Origin of the sequence: Nocardioides panaciterrulae (genome assembly GCF_013409645.1) — a bacterium.
Taxonomy (GTDB): Bacteria; Actinomycetota; Actinomycetes; order Propionibacteriales; family Nocardioidaceae; genus Nocardioides; species Nocardioides panaciterrulae.
Window position 1 is genome coordinate 2,644,783 of sequence record NZ_JACCBG010000001.1, and the last position, 17,888, is coordinate 2,662,670.

Here is a 17,888-nt window from a genome sequence, read left to right on the forward strand (position 1 = left end):
ACCAGGCTCAGGAGGACGGGTCGTCGGGCACGCCCGCGAAGGTCGCGGGCCGGTGGAACCAGCGGAAGTGGTCACTGGGCCAGAGCAGCACGAAGACCTTGCCCACCACCAGGTCGGTCGCGACGTACTCGTCCCCCGGCACGCAGTCGGTCTCCAGGTGTGGCTTGCACATGTGGTAGCTCGAGTCCGCGGAGTGGCCGCGGTTGTCCCCCATCACGAAGATGTGCCCGGGCGGCACCGGACCGGCGGTCCAGTCGGCCTTGCAGTCGGTGACCATCGGGCCGTTGCAGGCGATCCCCTTCTCCTTGACGTAGGACGCCTCGTCGAGCGGGTGGCCGTTGACGGAGATCCGGCCCTTCTTGTCACAGCAGTGGATGACGTCACCGGCGACGCCGATGACCCGCTTCACCAGGTGTCCGCCGGTGGGGTAGAGCCCGATCTGCGCCATCAGCTCGGCGATTCCGCTCTGGGGTCCGGCCTTCTCCTCCGCGCTGAGCCAGTCGCCCGGGTCCTTGAAGACCACGACATCGCCGCGCTCCGGCGTACCGCCGAACCAGTAGGAGACCTTCTCCACCAGGATCCGGTCGTTGTTGACCAGGCCGGGCTCCATCGACTCCGACGGGATGTAGAAGGCCTGGATGAACAGCGCCTTGATCACGATCGCCAGAACCAGGGCGATCCCGAGCAGCAGGATCGTCTCCTGCCAGATCGGCAGGTGCTTCTTGCGGGGCTTGCCCGGGACGTGCGAAGACCGCGACCCCGTTCCGTCTTGTTCGGCGGCGGACACGGTGTCGCGGTCTTCGGAAGTCACGCGCAGAGTGTATGAAGCGAGTGGCTGGTCGCCGCTCAGGCCTCCCGACGCTCCTTGATCTTGGCGGCCTTGCCGCGCAGGTTGCGCAGGTAGTAGAGCTTCGCCCGGCGGACGTCACCGCGGCTCACGACCTCGATCTGCTCGAAGATCGGGGAGTTCAGCGGGAAGGTGCGCTCCACGCCCACGCCGAAGGAGACCTTGCGGACGGTGAAGGTGCGACCCACGCCGGCGCCCTGGAGGCGGATGACGACACCCTGGAAGACCTGGACGCGGGACCGGTTGCCCTCGATGACCTTCACGTGCACCTTGACGGTGTCGCCGGCGCGGAAGTCCGGGACGTCGGTGCGCTTGATCGCGTTGCCGAGCTCGGCGATGACGTTGCTGCTCATGGTCTCTCCTCACAGCTGCCACAGGCCAGCCGCGGTACGGGGAACGGTTCAGTTGTGGCCGGTCGTGGTGGCCGGCGGCGCCATGCTCCCCCTGTGGCAGGTGCTGACGCGGGTCCCCCGCCCGGAACGAGTCCACGGGGCGACCCCTGTTTGGCCGACGGGCCGATCGGCAAGTCTGCCACAGCGGGGCGGCGCCCGGAAATCGGACCGGCCCGGCTAGTCCGTGACGTTCGGGCCCCTCCTGGGTCCCACCAGGGGCCCGAACGTCACGGACTACGCCGTCCGCCGCTTGGTCAGCCGCACGACGCCCGGCTCGACCTCGCCACGCAGCCGGTAGCCGGCCTTCTTGTAGATCCGCTGGTTGCGGAGGCTGCCCGCCCCCGTGACCAGCGAGTACGACGTGGCCGCGGCCGGCGCGAGGCCCTCGATCCGACCCAGCAGCGCGCGGCCCAGACCGCGGCTGGCGAGGTCGGGGGCGACCATGAGCCGGCCGATCTCCCACTGCTCCCCCGCGAGCCGCCCGCGCACGGCGCCGACCAGCCGGCCGGCCGAGTGCGCCACCAGCACGACCTGGTCGGCCAGCCAGGCCCGCACGTCGTCGAGCGACTCGTGCAGCGCCGGGATCCGCACTCCGGGGTTGTCGTGCGCCTCCTGGACCCAGCAGGCCAGCTGCAACGTCCACAGCTCGCCGGCGTCGCCGGGCCGGGCCGGGCGCACCTCGACGTCGTCGAGCACGACCGAGGCCGGCACCAGGTCGGGCCGGCGCGCCGCGGTGCGGCGTACCGCCTGCTCGTGGCGCCAGGCGGCGATGGCCGCGTGGTCGCCGGAGAGCAGCACCGGCGGCACCTCCCGGCCGCGCCAGGAGGCGGGCTTGGTGTAGACCGGGTACTCCAGCAGCCCGTCCTCGTGGGACTCCTCGACCAGCGACTCGGGGTTGCCCATGAAGCCCGGCAGCAGCCGGACCACCGCCTCGGTGATCGCCAGGGCCGCGACCTCGCCGCCGTTGAGCACGTAGTCGCCGATCGAGATCTCGCGCACCTCGGCCCGGCCGTGCGCCTCGTCGAGGACCCGTTGGTCGATCCCCTCGTAGCGACCGCAGGCGAACAGCAGCCGGTCCCGGGTGGCCAGCTCGCGGGCGAGCGCCTGGGTGAAGGGCTCCCCGGACGGGGTCGGCACCACCAGCGTCACGCCCGGCTCCAGCAGCTCGTCGAGCGCCTCACCCCACGGCTCGGGCTTCATCACCATGCCCGCGCCGCCGCCGTACGGCGTGTCGTCGACGGTCCGGTGCCGGTCGCGGGTCCAGCCGCGCAGGTCGTGGACGTGCAGCTCGAGCAGCCCGGTCGCCTGCGCCTTGCCGGGCAGCGAGAGCCCCAGCGGCGCGAGGTAGTCGGGGAAGATCGAGACGACGTCGATGCGCATCCTCAGCCGTCCTCGGCGACGGTGTCGTCGGGCATGGGCGCGACCAGGCCGGGACGGTCGGCGACCACGAGGCGACGGCCGGCCAGGTCGACCTCGGGCACCAGGGCCTTCACGAACGGCACCAGCGCCTGGCGGCCGTCCGTCGTGCGGATGGTCAGCAGGTCCTGGGCGCCCCCGTGCACCAGCGCGGTGACCTCGCCCAGCAGCGTCCCCTCCAGGTCGTACGCCGCGAGCCCGACCAACTGGTGGTCGTAGTACTCGTCGGGGTCCTCGGGGGACTCGTCGGCCGCGATCTCGGCGCGCAGCAGCACGCCGCGCGCCGCCTCGGCGGCCGACCGGTCGTCCATCTCCTCGAAGGTCACCAGGAGCGTGGTCTGGTGCCAGCGCGCCCGCTCGACGGTCAGCGTGGTGTGCGGGTACGCCGACCCGCGGGGCGGCTGGACCAGGAGCACCGAGCCCGGCGCGAACCGGCGCTCGGGCTCGTCGGAGCGCACGTCGACCGTGACCTCGCCGCGCACGCCGTGCGGCTTGCCGATGCGGCCGACGACGACCTCGATGGTGTCCACGCCTGCGTCTCCTCGCTGGTGTCGGGCCCGGGCCGGGCCGGTGCCTCCGAAATGATGAACGGGTGCCACCCCTGGGGGCGGCACCCGTTCACTGCATGCACTGCATGGCTGTGCGCCTCAGCGGCTCCGGTCGACGTCCACGAAGTCGATCCGCGCCCCACCCCGGCCGGCCAGCGCCGAGATGACCGTGCGGAAGGCGGTCGCGGTGCGCCCGCCCCGGCCGATCACCTTGCCGAGGTCCTCGGGGTTGACCCGCACCTCGAGGATCGAGCCGCGGCGCAGCTCCCTGTCCCGGACGACCACGTCGTCCGGGTGCTCCACGACGCCGCGCACGAGGTGCTCGAGCGCCTCGGCGAGCATGGCGCTCAGGACTCGCCCTTGCCGGCGTCCTCAGGCGTGACGGTCTCGGCCGCCTCGGCCTGGTCCGCCGCACCCTCGGGGGTCTCGGAAGCCGGCACCTCGGCCGGGGCCTCCTCGACCTTCTCAGCCTCCTCGGCCTTCTCGGCCTTGGGCTCGGCCTTCTTGGCGGAGGTCTTCTTGGTCACCGCGCCGCCCTTGGGCTCGCTGGCGACCTCCTTGAGCGCCTCGTTGAAGATCTCGAGCTTGTCGCGCTTCGGCTCGGCGGTCCTCAGCGTGCCCTCGGTGCCCGGCAGGCCCTTGAACTTCTGCCAGTCACCGGTGACCTTGAGGAGCACCTCGACGGCCTCGGTCGGCTGCGCGCCGACACCCAGCCAGTACTGCGCCCGGTCGGAGACGACGTCGATGTAGGACGGGTCCTCCTTGGGGTGGTACTTCCCGATCTCCTCGATCACTCGACCGTCGCGCTTCTTGCGCGAGTCGACGATGACGATGCGGTACTGCGGAACCCGGACCTTGCCCAGGCGCTTCAAACGGATCTTGACGGCCACGTTTGTGGTGTCTCCTCGGAAGTTGTGTGTGGTTGAGGAACCCGCACGCCAGGTGGGGACCGGGCCGGGCTCCTCGATGGGCACTGCAGCGACCGGATGAGAGGGGCCGGGCGCGCAGGACTCAGCGCAGGATTCTGCCAGATCCTGCGGCACAGATCGAAATCGGCCGGGACAGGCAGGCTGCGCAACCAAGTCTGCCACCCGGGGCGTCCCACCAGTGACCCAGGACCCCAGGGAGGAGCCCGATGTCCACGCCGGCCACACACCTCACCACCCGCCCCGCCACGACCCTCGCCCCTTCGCCGCGCGTCCGGGACCCGCGCCGACCCTCGGAGCGCCACCCCTGGCTGTTCCCGTGGGCGGTCCGCGCACACCGGGCGCGGAGGCGGGTGGCGTGGCTGCTCAGCGGCGCCGTGTGGGCCCACGACCGCGAGACCGAGGACCTGCCGGTGCGGGTGAAGAAGCACGGCTCGCTGCTGCTGCGCGAGCTGTCCCCGGCCGAGATGAGGCTGCAGCGCAACAAGGTGGTGAACCTGCGGCTGGCCTCGGCGCGGGTCGACGGGCTGCTGATCCGGCCGGGCGAGACGTTCTCGTTCAACAAGGTCGTGGGCAGCTGCACCCGACGCAAGGGGTACGTCGAGGGCATGCGGCTCTCCAACGGGGAGGCCGTGCCCGGCGTCGGAGGCGGGATCTGCCAGCTCGCGAACCTGCTGCACTGGATGTTCCTGCACTCGCCGCTCACCGTCGTGGAGCGCTCGGAGCACAGCTTCGACCCGTTCCCGGACAAGGGCCGGGTGCTGCCGTGGGGGGTGGGCTGCTCGATCGTCTACAACTACGTGGACCTCGTCGTGCGCAACGACACCGCGGCGACCCTCCAGCTGCGGGTCCGCGTCGGGGAGCGGCACCTGCGCGGTGAGCTGCGGGCCGACCGGCGGCCGGCGGAGACCTATCGGGTCGAGGCGCGCGACGAGCGGTTCTGGCGCCACGAGGGGCGTGTGTTCCGGCAGAACGAGATCTGGCGGACCCGGATCGACCGGCGCACCGGCGCGGTGCTCGGTGAGGAGCTGGTCAAGCGCAACTGCGCCCTGGTGAAGTACGCCCCGCCGGAGGAGCTCATCGTGGACACCGAGGGGCCCGCGCAGGGTTCCTCCCGGCCATCCGGCCGTCCGGCACCGGTCTCGCCGGGCCACCCCGCGCGGTGAGGCCCTCGAACGTCTCCCCCGAGCCGTCAGTGCAGGAACAGGCAGAGCGGGTGGCCCGCCGGGTCCAGGACGACCCGCAGGTCCTCCCGCGGTTGGTGCTCCGCCAGCCGACCGCCGGCGGCGACGGCCACCGCGACCGCCGCCTCGAGCGCCTCCTGGCCGGCCGGCCCGCACGGGTCGCCGCCGGCGGCCGGGACCACACGCACGTCGAGGTGCATCATCTTCTGCTGCGTCTCCGGCTGCTCGGGCCAGGTCGGCGGCTCGTAGGCGGGCTCGGCCTGGAACGACAGCCCCACACCCCCGGCGGGGTCGCGCATCAGCACCCAGTCCGGCTCGGTGGCCGTGACCTCCCAGCCCAGCAGACCGCCGTAGAACGCCGCCATCGCGTGGGCGTCGTCGCAGTCGAGGCAGAGCGTGCCCAGGGAGATCGCCGGGCGCTCGCTCACGCCACCACCCGCCCGCGCAGCACCACCCGGCTCGGGGTGCGCAGCACGGAGAGGTCCTCCAGCGGGTTCCGGTCGAGCACCACGAAGTCGGCCGGGGCCCCCTCCTCGAGCGTGGCGTTCCAGCCCAGCCACTCCCGGGCCTTCCACGAGGCGGCGGCCAGCGCCGCCTCGGCGGAGAAGCCGTAGGCGTGCAGCTCCAGCACCTCACCGGCGATGCCGCCGTGCGGCAGCACGCCCCCGGCGTCGGTGCCGGCATAGATCGGCACCCCGGCGTCGTGGGCGGACATGATCGTCTCGCGCCGGTGGGCGTAGAGGTCGCGCATCGTGGCGGCGTACGCCGGGAACTTCGCCTCGCCGGCCTCGGCGTACCCGGGGAAGTTGTTCAGCTGCATCACCGTCGGCACCAGTGCGGTGCCACGCGCGACCATCTCGTCGATCAGGTCGGTCGTCAGCCCGGTGCCGTGCTCGATGCAGTCGATGCCGGCCCCGATCAGCTCGGGCAGCACCGTGGTGCCGAAGCAGTGCGCGGTCACTCGCGCACCGTGCTCGTGGGCGGTCGCGATCGCCTCGGCGAACGCCTCCGCGGGGAACGACGGCGCGAGGTCACCCTCCTCGCGGGAGATCCAGTCCCCCACCAGCTTCACCCAGCCGTCACCGCGCTCGGCCTCCTTCGCGACGTACGACGCGAGCTCGCCGGGCTCGACCTCGTGGGCGTAGTTGCGGATGTAGCGCTTGGTGCGGGCGATGTGCCGTCCGGCGCGGATCAGTCGCGGCAGGTCCTCCCGGTCATGCACCCAGGCGGTGTCGGCGGCCGAGCCGCAGTCGCGCAGCAGCAGCGCCCCGGCGTCCCGGTCGGTGATCGCCTGCTGTTCGGTCGTCGCCTGGTCCACGGCCCCGTGGTTGTCGAGGCCGACATGGCAGTGGGCGTCGACCAGCCCGGGCACGATCCAGCCGCTGCCGGCGGGCTCGGCGCCGGCCACCGGTTCGTAGGTGACGTGGCCGTCGACGACGTAGAGGTCACGCGCCTCGCCGTCGGGCAGCACCGGACCGGAGAACTTCAGCACGGGTGAGGAGGTCATGCGCCGGACGCTACCGGTCCGGTGGCGGCTCGTGTCAGCCGAGCAGGTCGAGCAGCCAGGACGGGCTGAGCGCCATCGCCCCGAGCCCCTGGACCCGCGCCTGCAGCATCCGGTCGGCGGTGACCACCGTGACCCGGTCGCCCCGCTCGAGTGCGGCGCGGGACTCCGCCACGATGGCGCTGTCGCCGTCGCGGCTCGCGTGCACCGTGCGCAGGTGGCCGTCGCGGCCGGCGCGCACGCCACCCTTGGCCGCCCCCTCCAGGACGAGGACGACCTCGTCCTGGGGCACGTCGGCCACGACCAGCCCCTCGTGCAACCGGCGGGCGGCGCCCGCGCGGTCCTTCCACCAGCCGTCGGGGCGGCTGCCCACGACGTTGGCGCCGTCGACGATCAGGACGGTGGCCATCAGGATGCCCTTCGTTTCACCGGGTCTCACGCGCTCGCGCGTGGTCACCGCTGCCGTTCGTCTCACCGGGTCTCGACGCGCTCGCGCGTGGTCACCGCTGCCGTTCGTCTCACCGGGTCTCGACGCGCTCGCGCGACTTCGTCCCTCAGTCGCGTCGCTTGCTCGACCTGGCCGCCCGACGCCGTACCCGCTCCGCGGGCACGGCTGGGCGGCTCACTTCAGGAACTTGGAGAAGTCCTTGGGCAGGTTCAGCGCGGCCGCGGCCTGCTCGTAGTCGACGTCCTCGCCGGCGGGCTGGCCGAACGGGTTGGCCGCGGCGGCCGCCGGCCGGTCCTTCTCCGCGGCGGCCTGCTGGGCGGCCTTCGCGGGGTTCCCGGAGACCCGGCGGCCCTTCCCCTTCTTGCTCGGCTGCTTGGCCTTGGCCCGTTTGCCGCCCCCCATGCCGGGCATCCCTGGCATCCCGGGCATGCCGGGGATCCCGCCCCCACGGGCGAGGGAGGACATCATCTTGCGGGCCTCGAAGAAGCGGTCGACGAGCTGGTTGACGTCGGAGACCTGGCGCCCCGAGCCGCGGGCGATGCGGGCCCGCCGGGAGCCGTCGATCATCTTGGGGTTGGCCCGCTCGGCCGGGGTCATCGACTGGATGACCGCCTGGATCCGGTCGATCTCGCGCTCGTCGAAGTTCTCCAGCTGCTCGCGGAACTGCCCCATCCCGGGCAGCATCCCCATGATCTTCGACATCGAGCCGAGCTTGCGGACCTGCTGCATCTGCTCGAGGAAGTCGTCGAGGGTGAACTCCCCGCCCTGGCCGCTCAGCTTGGCCGCGGCCTTGGCGGCCTGCTCCTGGTCGAAGGCCTTCTCGGCCTGCTCGATCAGGGTCATCACGTCACCCATGTCCAGGATGCGCGAGGCCATCCGGTCCGGGTGGAAGAGGTCGAAGTCGGTCATCTTCTCGCCCGCGGAGGCGAACATGACCGGCTTGCCGGTGATCGAGGCGATCGAGAGCGCGGCACCACCGCGGGCGTCACCGTCGAGCTTGGTGAGCACGACCCCGTCGTACCCGACGCCCTGGAGGAAGGCCTGGGCCGTGCTCACGGCGTCCTGGCCGATCATGGCGTCGACGACGAAGAGGACCTCGTCGGGGTCCACGGCGTCCCGGATGTCCGCGGCCTGCTGCATCATCTCGGCGTCGACGCCGAGGCGGCCGGCGGTGTCGACGATGACGACGTCGTGGAGCTTGCGCTTCGCCTCGTCGATCGAGGCCCGCGCCACGGCCACCGGGTCGCCGACGCCGTTGCCCGGCTCCGGCGCGAAGACCGGCACGCCGACCCGCTCGCCGTTGACCTGCAGCTGCTTGACGGCGTTGGGCCGCTGGAGGTCGGCCGCGACCAGCATCGGCGCCTTGCCCTGGTCCTTCAGCCACAGCGCGAGCTTCGCGGCCAGCGTGGTCTTGCCGGCGCCCTGCAGGCCGGCCAGCATGACGACGGTCGGGCCGTTCTTGGCGTAGCGCAGCCGCCGCGTCTCGCCACCGAGGATGCCCACGAGCTCCTCGTTGACGATCTTGACGATCTGCTGGGCGGGGTTCAGCGCCTGGCTGACCTCCTCGCCGCGGGCGCGCTCCTTGATCGCGCCGACGAACTCCTTGACCACGGGGAGCGCGACGTCGGCCTCGAGCAGCGCGATGCGGATCTCGCGCGCGGTCGCGTCGATGTCGGCCTCGGAGAGCCGCCCCTTGCCGCGGAGGTTCTTGAAGGTGTCGGCGAGGCGGTCGGAGAGTGTGGCGAACAAGTCGGTCCTCGAGGGTGTCGGTACGTCGGCCCGGACGCGGGCGTTGCGAGTGCCAGCCTAACGGGCGGCTGCCGAGAGGGCCGCCCTGACGGCGTGCGCCGCCTCCGCGGCGCGGGCGTTCCCGAGCGCCCCCGCGGACTCCTCCTGCAGGTAGAACACGTCGACCGCCTGCGGACCGAGGGTGTCCACGTGCGCCGAGCGCACCGCGACGCCGAGCCCCGCCAGCGCCGCGCAGACCAGGTGCACCACCCCCGGGCGGTCGGCGGTGCGGACCTCCAGGACGGTCGCCTGCCGCGACGCCTCGGGGCGTACGACGACCGCCGGGGCCAGCCCGCCGGCGTCGACCGGCCGGAACCGCGTCGCCGGGTCGATCCGGCCCGCGACCACCGCGTCGTACCGGGTCCGCAGCACCGCCGGGTCCGGCTGCTCCGCGGCGACGTCCCACACCGAGACCCCCATCCCGTCGCGCGCCCAGGCCCGGGCGCTGCGGACCGGGAGCCGGCCGAGGGCGAGCGCCGCCGCGGCGTCCGCGAGCAGGCCGACCCGGTCGGGCGCGGCCACCGTGACCCGGGCCCCGTCCGCGGCCGCCTCGACCGTGAACGACACCGTCCCCGGCCGGGCCCCCGGAGGCAGCGGCGGCAGCTCCGGGGCCGCCTGCGAGGCGCCGCTCTCCAGCAACGCGCCGCTCTCCAGCAGCGCCGCGGTGCGGCGGGTCAGCTCGCCCACCAGGCCGGCCCGCCACCTGGTCCACGCCTGGGCGGAGGTGGCCCGGGCGTCGGCCTGGGTCAGCGCGGCCAGGAGGGCCAGCGCCTCCGCGCTGCCGACCGCGGCCGCGACCACCTCCGCGGTGGCGGGGTCGGCGGGGTCGCGGGTGGTGGCGGTGGTGGCCAGCAGCAGGTGCCGGCGCACGAGCGCGGCCACCAGGTCGACCGCCTCCGGGGCGAACCCCATCCGGGCCGCGACCGCCCCCGCGACCGGCTCGCCCTCGACGCTGTGGTCGGCCGACCCGCCCTTGCCGATGTCGTGCAGCAGCGCGGCGACCATGAGCACGTCGGGCCGGGACACCTCCCGGATCAGCGCCGAGGCCTCGATGCAGGTCTCCACCAGGTGCCGGTCGACGGTGTAGCGGTGGATCGCGCTCGCGTGCGGCAGCAGCCGCACCCGCTCCCACTCCGGCAGGATCCGGTCCAGCGCGCCGGTCTCCTCGAGCGTCTCCCAGACCGGCAGCAGCCCGCGCCCGGAGGCGAGCAGCCGGACGAACAGGTCGCGGGCCTCGTCGGGCCACGGGTCGGGCAGCGGCGCGCCGTCCCGGGCCAGCCGCGCGGCGGTCGGCGGGGCGAGCAGCGCGTCGTGCTCGGCCGCCGCCGCGCAGGCGCGCAGCAGCAGGGCCGGGTCCTCGGCCGGCCGGGCCCGGCGGTCGAGCACCACCTCGCCGGCCGCCAGGGCCACCCCCGGGGCGAGCGGGGTGAGCGCGGGGCGTCGTACGCCCGTGGCCGCCGGACCGGCCAGCACCGCGCCGACCCGGCGCCAGGTGAGCCGGGACAGGTGGGTGACCCGGCGGCCGAGCTCGCGGACCTGCCGCTGGGCCGCGAGGTCGTCCTCGAGGCCCAGCCCCGCGGCGAGGCCGCCCCACGCCTCCGGGCCGATCCGGTCGGTGGGCCGGCCAGCCAGCTGCTGGACCACGTCGCGGACGTCGAGCAGCGCCTGACGGGTCCGCTCGAGGTCGGCGTGCGGCACGTCGACCAGCCAGGTCGCGACCAGCGCCTTGAGCACCGTGGCGTCGCGCAGCCCGCCCTCGGCCTCCTTCAGGTCCGGCACCGAGAGGTGCGCGAGCTCGCCGACCAGCTCGTGGCGGGCGCGCACCAGCTCGCGCAGCGCGGGCAGCTGCCGGCGCGCCTGTCGCCGCCAGTGCGCCAGCACCGTGGTCCGCACCCGTAACGTCAGGTTCGGGTCGCCGGCCAGGTGTCGCACGTCGAGCAGCCCGAGGGCCACCCGCAGGTCGGCGGCCGCGGCCGCCACCATCTGCGGCAGCGTGCGGACCGAGTGGTCCAGCCGTGCCCCGGAGTCCCACAACGGGTACCAGACCTGCTCGGCCAGCTCGCCGACGTCGACGTCCTCGTCGTGGACCAGGACCACGTCGAGGTCGGAGTACGGCGCGAGCTCCGCGCGGCCGTAGCCGCCGACCGCGACCAGCGCGATCCCGGTGTCCGGGCCGCCGCACCGCTCGTAGGCCGACGCGCACAGCGCGTCGGCCTCGGTCGTGCGCGCGGAGCGCTCGGCTGACGTCATCGGGCGGGGGTCATCGAGCGGGGGTCAGATCGCGGCCTCGTCCCGGTCGCCGGTGCGCACGCGCACGACCGACTCCACCGGGGTGACCCAGACCTTGCCGTCGCCGATCCGGCCGGTGGCGGCGCTGGCGACGATCGCCTGCACGACCGCGTCGGCGTCCGCGTCGTCGACGACGATCTCGACGCGCAGCTTCGGCACCAGCGCGATGTCGTACTCCGCGCCGCGGTAGACCTCGGTGTGGCCCTTCTGCCGGCCGTAGCCGCTGACCTCGCTGACCGTCATCCCGGTGACCCCGACGGTCTCCAGGGCGGCGCGGGTGTCCTCCCACTTGTGCGGCTTGATGACCGCGGTGACCAGCTTCATGGGCGTGGCTCCCCCTCTCGTCGTGGGCTGCTGGGTTGAGCGGCGGGCTGGGTGATCGCACCCAGGATCCCGTGTCCCGCCGTGCGTGCGCCGGCGGTGGCGTGCAGGTCGTACGCCGTCTCGGCGTGGACGACCAGGTCGATGCCGGTGACCTCGTGCTCCTCGTCGATCCGGAAGCCCAGCACCCGGTCCACGACCAGGCCCAGGACCCCGGAGACGACCAGCGCGTAGACGAGGACCACCCCTCCCCCGGTCAGCTGGCGGCCGAGCTGGGCGACGCCGCCACCGTAGAGCAGCCCGTCGACGCCGGTGGGGGCCGCCGCCGTGGCGAGCAGCCCGATGCCCACGGTGCCGACCACGCCCCCGACCAGGTGGACGCCGACGACGTCGAGGGAGTCGTCGTAGCCGAAGCGGTACTTCAGGCCGACCGCCCAGGCGCACACGGCGCCGGCGGCCCCGCCCATCACGATCGCGCCCAGCGGCGACAGCGAGCCGCACGAGGGGGTGATGGCGACCAGCCCGGCGACCAGGCCGGAGGCCGCTCCGAGGGAGGTCGCGTGGCCGTCGCGGTAGCGCTCCAGGGCCAGCCAGCCGAGCGAGCCGGCGGCCCCGGCGACCAGCGTTGTGGTGAACACCACCGCGGCCGCCTGGTCGGCGCCCAGCGCGGAGCCGGCGTTGAAGCCGAACCAGCCGAACCAGAGCAGGCCGGCGCCCAGCATCACCAGCGTGAGGTTGTGGGGGCGCATCGGGTCCTTGCCGAAGCCGATCCGGTGGCCCAGGACCATCGCCAGCGCGAGCCCCGAGGCCCCCGAGCAGATCTCCACGGCGGTGCCGCCGGCGAAGTCGACCAGGCCCAGCCGGTTGACCAGCCAGCCACCGGCGTGGCCGGCGCGGCCGGCGCGGCCGACGTCGAAGACCCAGTGCGCCACCGGGGCGTAGACCACGACGGTCCAGAGGGCGACGAAGACGAGCCAGGCGCCGAACCGGGCCCGGTCGGCGATCGCGCCCGAGACCAGCGCGCCGGTGATCACGCAGAAGAGACCCTGGAACGCCGCGAACAAGATCAGCGGCACGTGCGCGGAACCGTTGCTGGCCGCCGACATCAGCTGTCCGAGCCCGGCGTACTGCCGCGGGTCACCGAGCAGGCCGGCCCCCAGGTCGTCGCCGAACGCGAGGGAGTAGCCGACCAGCACCCACACCACGGTGATCACCGCGAGCGCCCCGAAGGTCATCATCATCATGTTCAGCACGCTCTTGGAGCGGACCATCCCGCCGTAGAACAGCGCCAGCCCGGGCGCCATCAGCAGCACCAGCGCCGTGGCGGCCAGCAGCCACGCGGTGTCCCCCGGGTCCAGCCCCGGGTCCAGTCCCGCGCCCGCCCCGGCGGCGAGGACGGTGGGGGCGGCGGCGAGGGCGGTCATGGCCCCTCACCCTCGCCAGTCGCTGTTACGGACGGCCGCTGGAAATGTTTCACCCGCGTAAACGAGCGCCGCGGCCGAGAACATGTAACGCGGGGTTAGGGTCGCTCCCGCACCGTTCGAACGGTCACGTCGAGCCCCTAACCCCGCGTTACATGCCGGGGGCGCTCCCTACAGCGCGGCCCCGTCGACCTCGCCGGTGCGGACCCGGACCACGGTGTCGACCGGGCTGACCCACACCTTGCCGTCCCCGATCCGGCCGGTCTGGGCCGCCTTCACCACGATCCCGACCACGTCGTCGGCGTCCGCGTCGTCGACGACCACCTCGATCCGGATCTTGGGGACCAGCGCGATGTCGTACTCCGCGCCGCGGTAGACCTCGGTGTGGCCCTTCTGCCGGCCGTAGCCGCTGACCTCGCTGACGGTCATCCCGTTCACCCCGAAGGTCTCGAGCGCCTCGCGGACGTCCTCCCACTTGTGCGGCTTGATCACCGCGGTGACCAGCTTCATGCCGGTGCTCCTTCCGTGACGGGCGCCCGGCCCTGGGTGGCGGCGAGCACGCCCGAGCTGGGCAGGCCACGGCCCAGGCCGGTGCCCAGGTCGTACGCCGCCTCGCCGTGCTGGTCGCTGTCGATGCCCTCGACCTCGGCCTCGTCGGAGACCCGCCAGCCGATGGTGTGCCTGATCGCCAGGCCGATGACCGTGGTGCACACGGCCGACCACGCGATCGCGATCCCGGCCGCGCCGACCTGGTCCCCGAGCGGCCCGAGCCCGCCGCCGTAGAACAGGCCGTCGATCCCGCCGGGGGCCGAGGAGGTCGACAGGAAGCCGATGAGCACGGTGCCGACGATGCCGCCGACCAGGTGGACGCCCACGACGTCGAGGGAGTCGTCGAGGCCCATCTTGTACTTCAGCCCGACCGCCCACGCGCACAGCGCACCGGCGACCGCGCCGATCACGATGGCGCCGAGGGTGTCGACCGCCCCGCAGGACGGGGTGATCGCGACCAACCCGGCGACGATGCCGGAGGCGGCGCCCAGCGAGGTGGCCTTGCCGTGCAGCACCCGCTCGACCGCCAGCCACGCCAGCATCGCCGCGCAGGTGGCGATCGTGGTGTTGAGGAAGGTGACCCCGGTCTCGGTCATGAACTGCCGGGTGTCGGCCTTCTCCCCCCCGCCGGCGAGGACGATCGAGCCGACGTTGAAGCCGTACCAGCCGAACCACAGCAGGCCCGCGCCGACCATGGTCAGGGTCAGGTTGTGGGGCTTCATCGGCTCCTTGCCGAAGCCGACCCGCTTGCCGATGATCAGCGCGAGCACGCCGCCGGCCACCCCGGCGTTGATGTGCACGACGGTGCCGCCCGCGTAATCCTGGGCACCGAGGTGCTGGGAGATGAACCCGCCGCCCCACACCATGTGGCCGAGCGGGAAGTAGCTGAGCGTCACCCACAGCGGCAGGAAGACCACCCAGGCCGAGAGCTTGACGCGGTCGGCGATCGCGCCCGAGATGAGGGCCGCCGTGATGACGGCGAACGTCATCTGGAAGCACACCGCGATGTAGGAGCCCCCGGCCACGCCCTCGAGCCCGAAGAGCGAGAACGGGTTGGCGAACACCCCGCCCACGTCACTGGGGCCGAAGGACATCGACCAGCCCCACAGCACGTAGACGATGCCGACGACCCCGAGCGCGACGTAGGACATCATCATCATGTTGAGCACGGACTTCGACCGGCTCATGCCGCCGTAGAACAGGGCCAGCGCCGGGGTCGTCATCATCAGGACGAGGGCCGTCGCCACGATCATCCAGGCGTAGTAGCCGTCCACAGGACCTCCAGGTTGCGTTCCGGAGGGACGTACGCCGGGCCGACCGCACTGTCGGCCCGGGCGCTCGTCCCGGTGGCAGCAACCTTCGGGGGCGCGGGTTTCGTCGTACGCCGTCGTGTGTTGCCGGGAGGATACGGGTGCCCGGCGGGTGTTACTTCGGCGTTACGCCGTGCTCAGCCGCCGAGCAGCGCGTCGACGAACGCGCCGGCATCGAACGGCGCCAGGTCGTCGGCGCCCTCGCCGAGGCCGACGAGCTTGACCGGTACGCCGAGCTCGCGCTGGACGGCCACCACGATGCCGCCCTTGGCGGAGCCGTCGAGCTTGGTCAGCACGATGCCGGTGACGTCGACCACCTCGCGGAACACCCGGGCCTGGATCATCCCGTTCTGGCCGGTCGTGGCGTCGAGCACCAGCAGCACCTCGGTGACCGGGGCCTGCTTCTCGATGACCCGCTTGACCTTGCCCAGCTCGTCCATCAGGCCGGCCTTGTTCTGCAGGCGGCCGGCGGTGTCGACGATGACCGTGTCGGCCCCGGTGTCGACGCCCTCCTTGACCGCGTCGAAGGCGACGCTGGCCGGGTCGGTGCCCTCGGGCCCGCGCACGACGTCGACGCCGACCCGCTCGCCCCAGGTGGCCAGCTGCTCGACGGCGGCCGCCCGGAAGGTGTCGGCCGCGCCGAGCACGACGCGGCGGTCCTCGGCGACCAGGATGCGGGCGATCTTGCCGACGCTGGTGGTCTTGCCGGCGCCGTTGACGCCGACCACGAGCACCACGCCGGGCTTGCCGTCGGCGCCGGTGACCTGCAGCCGCCGGTCCATGGTGGGGTCGACGAGCGCCAGCAGCTCCTCGCGCACGACCGCGCGCACGTCAGCGGCCGAGCCGCCCTCGACGCGCAGCCGGGTCCGCAGCTTCTCGACCAGCTCCTGGGTCGGCGCCACGCCGACGTCCGCGGTGAGCAGGGTGTCCTCGATCGACTCCCAGGTGTCCTCGTCGAGACGGTCCCGCGAGAGCAGCGCGAGCAGGCCCCGGCCCAGGCCGCCCTGGGACCCGGCCAGTCGCTGGCGCAGTCGCACCAGCCGCGAGGCGGTGCTCTCCGGCTTCTCCAGCGTCGGCGCCGCGGGCACCTCGGCGGGCGCGGGCGGCACCTCGACCGGCGCCTCCACGGTGGCCTCCACCGGGCGCTCGGTCGGCGCCTCCGGAGGGCTGATGACCCCGGTGCCGCCGCCGGCGGGCGGGGTCTTGCGACGGTTGCCGCCGACCAGCAGGCCGACGCCGACGCCGACGACGACCAGCGCGACGACGGCGATCAGGACGATGAGCACGAGCAGGGTCATGGCCGTCATCCAACCAGAGGGTTCAGCTGGCCCGGGCGCTGGCCTTCGGCGCGGTGACGGCCGGGGCGGGCTGGCGCGGGTCCGCGGGACGGGCGGCCCGCGACGGCACGCCGTCGACGTTCTCCACGGTGGGCATCGCCCCGACCGCGCGGTTCATCGCCTCGCCGAGCCACGCGGCCCGCGGGACGCCGTGGCCCCGGTTCGGGAAGGCGGCGAACGTCATCACCAGCGCGGCGAGCGCGAGGATGACGAGCATCACGAGGGCGATGACGAGCATGGGGAGTCCTCCCGGACGGACGTGGGCGAGGCAGCAGAGAAGTACCCCGCGCCCACGGTCCCACACCCACCGGGTGGCTCCGCGGTCAGGCCCGCAGCAGCGGCGTCACGGCGGCGCGGACCACCTCCGGCATCGGCGTGACCGGCCGGGCGGGGTCGGCGTTGTCGACGTACACGTGCACGAAGCGCCCCTCGGCGGCCGCCTCCTCCCGGTCGCCCTGGAAGAGCCCCACGCGGTAGACGACGCTGGACCGGCCGACCCTGTCGACCACGAGGCCCAGCTCGACCGGCTCGGGGTAGCCGACCTCCGCGAAGTAGCGGCACGACACCTCCGCCACCACTCCGATCGCGGGCAGCTGCCGGATGTCGGTCCCGGTGGCCGCGGCGAGGTGGTTGTTGACCACCGTGTCGATGAGCTCGAAGTAACGGGCGTTGTTCATGTGGCCGTAGACGTCGATGTCGGCCCACCGGGTCGTCATCGTGGTCCAGGCCACGTAGTCGTCGCGGGTGGGGATGGCACGGGTCACGGCGCCGAGCCTAGGGGGTTGGCCCACGCCCTAGGCTCGGCACCGTGCTGCCTTCCGAGCGCGTCCTGGACCTCTTCGCGGTGCCCGCCGACGTGCAGCCGCTGGCCGGCGGGCAGGGGGCCAGCGTCCGCGCCGGCGACCTGGTGCTCTCCCCCGGCCGCGACCCCGCGGTGTGCGCGTGGCTGAACCCGGTGCTGGCCCGCCTGGCGGTCCGGCTCGACGAGCGGCCGGCGCGGTCCTTCCGCGACCTGCGGATCGCGATGCCCGTCCCGGCGCGGGACGGCGAGTGGGTCGTCGACGGGTGGGGTGCCAGCCGGTGGGAGCCCGGCACGACGTCGTGCACCGACGTCGACGTGCTGGTCGCGACCGGCCGGCTGCTGCACGCCGAGCTGGCCGGCGCCGTGCCGTCGCGGCCGGCAGGGCTCGCCCGCCGTGACGACCGGTGGGCGAGCGCCGAGCGGGAGGCGTTCGAGGGCTCCCCCGCCGGCCCCGATCTCGTACGCCGCCTCGCGGGCCTGCGCGACGACACCCCCCTGGGCCCCGACCAGCTCGTCCACGCCGACCTCGCCGGCAACGTGCTGCTCGACGCGGCCGGCGCCCCGGTGGTCCTCGACCTGGCGCCGGCCTGGCGGCCAGCGCGCTGGGCCGAGGCGGTCACCGTGCTCGACGCGGCGCTGTGGCTGGGCGCGCCCCTCGCGCGCCTGCACGACTGGGCGGCCGGACCCGAGCGCCAGGCGATGCTCCGGGCCGCCCTGTTCCGGCTGCTCAGCGATGTCGACCCGCCGCTGGACCGCTACGAGGCCGCCCTGGCGCCGGTGCTGGGCTGAGCCGGTGCTGGGCTGAG

At 73.6% G+C, this 17,888-nt stretch carries 20 protein-coding genes; 2 read left to right on the forward strand and 18 right to left on the reverse strand.

From position 1 onward, the window contains the following. Positions 1–7: 7 nt before the first annotated feature. The 6 genes from lepB to rpsP form a co-directional block, all read right to left on the reverse strand. Entirely contained in the window at positions 8–811 is an 804-nt protein-coding gene (lepB, locus tag BJZ21_RS12540; protein ID WP_179664061.1) for a signal peptidase I, read from the reverse strand. Between the two features lie 35 nt (positions 812–846). After that, positions 847–1,200: a 50S ribosomal protein L19 gene (rplS, locus tag BJZ21_RS12545; RefSeq protein ID WP_179664062.1), complete on the reverse strand. Its 354-nt coding sequence runs from the start codon at positions 1,198–1,200 to the stop codon at positions 847–849. 273 nt (positions 1,201–1,473) lie between these two features. After that, positions 1,474–2,619 (reverse strand): tRNA (guanosine(37)-N1)-methyltransferase TrmD, encoded by a 1,146-nt coding sequence (gene trmD, locus BJZ21_RS12550; RefSeq protein ID WP_179664063.1) that lies wholly within the window; start codon positions 2,617–2,619, stop codon positions 1,474–1,476. A 2-nt stretch (positions 2,620–2,621) separates the two neighbouring features. Further along, positions 2,622–3,185 carry a ribosome maturation factor RimM gene (rimM, locus tag BJZ21_RS12555; protein WP_343052122.1) on the reverse strand — a complete coding sequence of 188 codons (564 nt, stop codon included), beginning with the start codon at positions 3,183–3,185 and terminating at the stop codon, positions 2,622–2,624. A gap of 117 nt (positions 3,186–3,302) precedes the next feature. Beyond that, the gene (locus BJZ21_RS12560; protein ID WP_179664064.1) at positions 3,303–3,545 is read right to left on the reverse strand and encodes an RNA-binding protein; all 243 of its coding nucleotides are present in this window, start codon (positions 3,543–3,545) and stop codon (positions 3,303–3,305) included. Between the two features lie 5 nt (positions 3,546–3,550). Next, a complete protein-coding gene (rpsP, locus tag BJZ21_RS12565; protein ID WP_179664065.1) occupies positions 3,551–4,093 on the reverse strand; it encodes a 30S ribosomal protein S16 in 543 nt (180 codons plus the stop codon). A gap of 245 nt (positions 4,094–4,338) precedes the next feature. Here rpsP and BJZ21_RS12570 point away from each other — a divergent pair, with 245 nt between their 5' ends. Continuing rightward, positions 4,339–5,295, forward strand: a complete 957-nt coding sequence (locus BJZ21_RS12570; protein WP_179664066.1) for a VanW family protein — start codon at positions 4,339–4,341, stop codon at positions 5,293–5,295. A 26-nt stretch (positions 5,296–5,321) separates the two neighbouring features. Here BJZ21_RS12570 and BJZ21_RS12575 read toward each other — a convergent pair whose 3' ends face one another. The 12 genes from BJZ21_RS12575 to BJZ21_RS12630 all read right to left on the reverse strand — a co-directional run bounded on the left by BJZ21_RS12575 (position 5,322) and on the right by BJZ21_RS12630 (position 17,044). Next, positions 5,322–5,741, reverse strand: a complete 420-nt coding sequence (locus BJZ21_RS12575) for a VOC family protein (RefSeq protein ID WP_343052123.1) — start codon at positions 5,739–5,741, stop codon at positions 5,322–5,324. Next, a complete protein-coding gene (locus BJZ21_RS12580) occupies positions 5,738–6,820 on the reverse strand; it encodes an amidohydrolase family protein (RefSeq protein ID WP_179664067.1) in 1,083 nt (360 codons plus the stop codon). Before BJZ21_RS12580 ends, BJZ21_RS12575 begins: the two co-directional genes overlap by 4 nt. A 34-nt stretch (positions 6,821–6,854) precedes the next feature. Further along, entirely contained in the window at positions 6,855–7,226 is a 372-nt protein-coding gene (locus BJZ21_RS12585) for an NYN domain-containing protein (RefSeq protein WP_179664068.1), read from the reverse strand. Between the two features lie 213 nt (positions 7,227–7,439). After that, positions 7,440–9,014, reverse strand: coding sequence for a signal recognition particle protein (gene ffh / locus BJZ21_RS12590; protein ID WP_179664069.1), 1,575 nt, complete (start codon positions 9,012–9,014; stop codon positions 7,440–7,442). 57 nt (positions 9,015–9,071) lie between these two features. Beyond that, positions 9,072–11,303: a [protein-PII] uridylyltransferase gene (locus BJZ21_RS12595; RefSeq protein WP_179664070.1), complete on the reverse strand. Its 2,232-nt coding sequence runs from the start codon at positions 11,301–11,303 to the stop codon at positions 9,072–9,074. A 24-nt stretch (positions 11,304–11,327) separates the two neighbouring features. After that, positions 11,328–11,666 (reverse strand): P-II family nitrogen regulator, encoded by a 339-nt coding sequence (locus tag BJZ21_RS12600; protein WP_179664071.1) that lies wholly within the window; start codon positions 11,664–11,666, stop codon positions 11,328–11,330. After that, positions 11,663–13,087 (reverse strand): ammonium transporter, encoded by a 1,425-nt coding sequence (locus BJZ21_RS12605; protein WP_179664072.1) that lies wholly within the window; start codon positions 13,085–13,087, stop codon positions 11,663–11,665. The genes BJZ21_RS12600 and BJZ21_RS12605 overlap by 4 nt, the downstream gene beginning before the upstream one ends. A 168-nt stretch (positions 13,088–13,255) precedes the next feature. Further along, a complete protein-coding gene (locus BJZ21_RS12610; protein ID WP_179664073.1) occupies positions 13,256–13,594 on the reverse strand; it encodes a P-II family nitrogen regulator in 339 nt (112 codons plus the stop codon). Next, positions 13,591–14,907: an ammonium transporter gene (locus BJZ21_RS12615; RefSeq protein ID WP_343052124.1), complete on the reverse strand. Its 1,317-nt coding sequence runs from the start codon at positions 14,905–14,907 to the stop codon at positions 13,591–13,593. The genes BJZ21_RS12610 and BJZ21_RS12615 overlap by 4 nt, the downstream gene beginning before the upstream one ends. A gap of 173 nt (positions 14,908–15,080) precedes the next feature. Beyond that, positions 15,081–16,241, reverse strand: a complete 1,161-nt coding sequence (gene ftsY, locus BJZ21_RS12620; RefSeq protein WP_179664074.1) for a signal recognition particle-docking protein FtsY — start codon at positions 16,239–16,241, stop codon at positions 15,081–15,083. Between the two features lie 22 nt (positions 16,242–16,263). Next, positions 16,264–16,518 carry a hypothetical protein gene (locus tag BJZ21_RS12625; protein ID WP_179664075.1) on the reverse strand — a complete coding sequence of 85 codons (255 nt, stop codon included), beginning with the start codon at positions 16,516–16,518 and terminating at the stop codon, positions 16,264–16,266. A gap of 85 nt (positions 16,519–16,603) precedes the next feature. Further along, complete coding sequence (locus BJZ21_RS12630) at positions 16,604–17,044, reverse strand: acyl-CoA thioesterase (protein ID WP_343052125.1); 441 nt, start codon at positions 17,042–17,044, stop codon at positions 16,604–16,606. 44 nt (positions 17,045–17,088) lie between these two features. On the opposite strand from BJZ21_RS12630, the gene BJZ21_RS12635 reads away from it, so the two are divergent. Next, positions 17,089–17,871, forward strand: coding sequence for an aminoglycoside phosphotransferase (locus tag BJZ21_RS12635; protein ID WP_179664076.1), 783 nt, complete (start codon positions 17,089–17,091; stop codon positions 17,869–17,871). Positions 17,872–17,888 lie beyond the last annotated feature (17 nt).

Excerpts from the sequence above, each read along its gene's own strand:
- rplS (WP_179664062.1), bottom strand. The coding sequence starts at position 1,200 with ATGAGCAGCAACGTCATCGCCGAGCTCGGCAACGCGATCAAGCGCACC.
- trmD (WP_179664063.1), bottom strand. The coding sequence starts at position 2,619 with ATGCGCATCGACGTCGTCTCGATCTTCCCCGACTACCTCGCGCCGCTG.
- BJZ21_RS12560 (WP_179664064.1), bottom strand. The coding sequence starts at position 3,545 with ATGCTCGCCGAGGCGCTCGAGCACCTCGTGCGCGGCGTCGTGGAGCAC.
- BJZ21_RS12570 (WP_179664066.1), top strand. The coding sequence starts at position 4,339 with ATGTCCACGCCGGCCACACACCTCACCACCCGCCCCGCCACGACCCTC.
- BJZ21_RS12580 (WP_179664067.1), bottom strand. The coding sequence starts at position 6,820 with ATGACCTCCTCACCCGTGCTGAAGTTCTCCGGTCCGGTGCTGCCCGAC.
- BJZ21_RS12585 (WP_179664068.1), bottom strand. The coding sequence starts at position 7,226 with ATGGCCACCGTCCTGATCGTCGACGGCGCCAACGTCGTGGGCAGCCGC.
- BJZ21_RS12595 (WP_179664070.1), bottom strand. The coding sequence starts at position 11,303 with ATGACGTCAGCCGAGCGCTCCGCGCGCACGACCGAGGCCGACGCGCTG.
- BJZ21_RS12600 (WP_179664071.1), bottom strand. The coding sequence starts at position 11,666 with ATGAAGCTGGTCACCGCGGTCATCAAGCCGCACAAGTGGGAGGACACC.
- BJZ21_RS12605 (WP_179664072.1), bottom strand. The coding sequence starts at position 13,087 with ATGACCGCCCTCGCCGCCGCCCCCACCGTCCTCGCCGCCGGGGCGGGC.
- BJZ21_RS12610 (WP_179664073.1), bottom strand. The coding sequence starts at position 13,594 with ATGAAGCTGGTCACCGCGGTGATCAAGCCGCACAAGTGGGAGGACGTC.
- ftsY (WP_179664074.1), bottom strand. The coding sequence starts at position 16,241 with ATGACCCTGCTCGTGCTCATCGTCCTGATCGCCGTCGTCGCGCTGGTC.
- BJZ21_RS12625 (WP_179664075.1), bottom strand. The coding sequence starts at position 16,518 with ATGCTCGTCATCGCCCTCGTGATGCTCGTCATCCTCGCGCTCGCCGCG.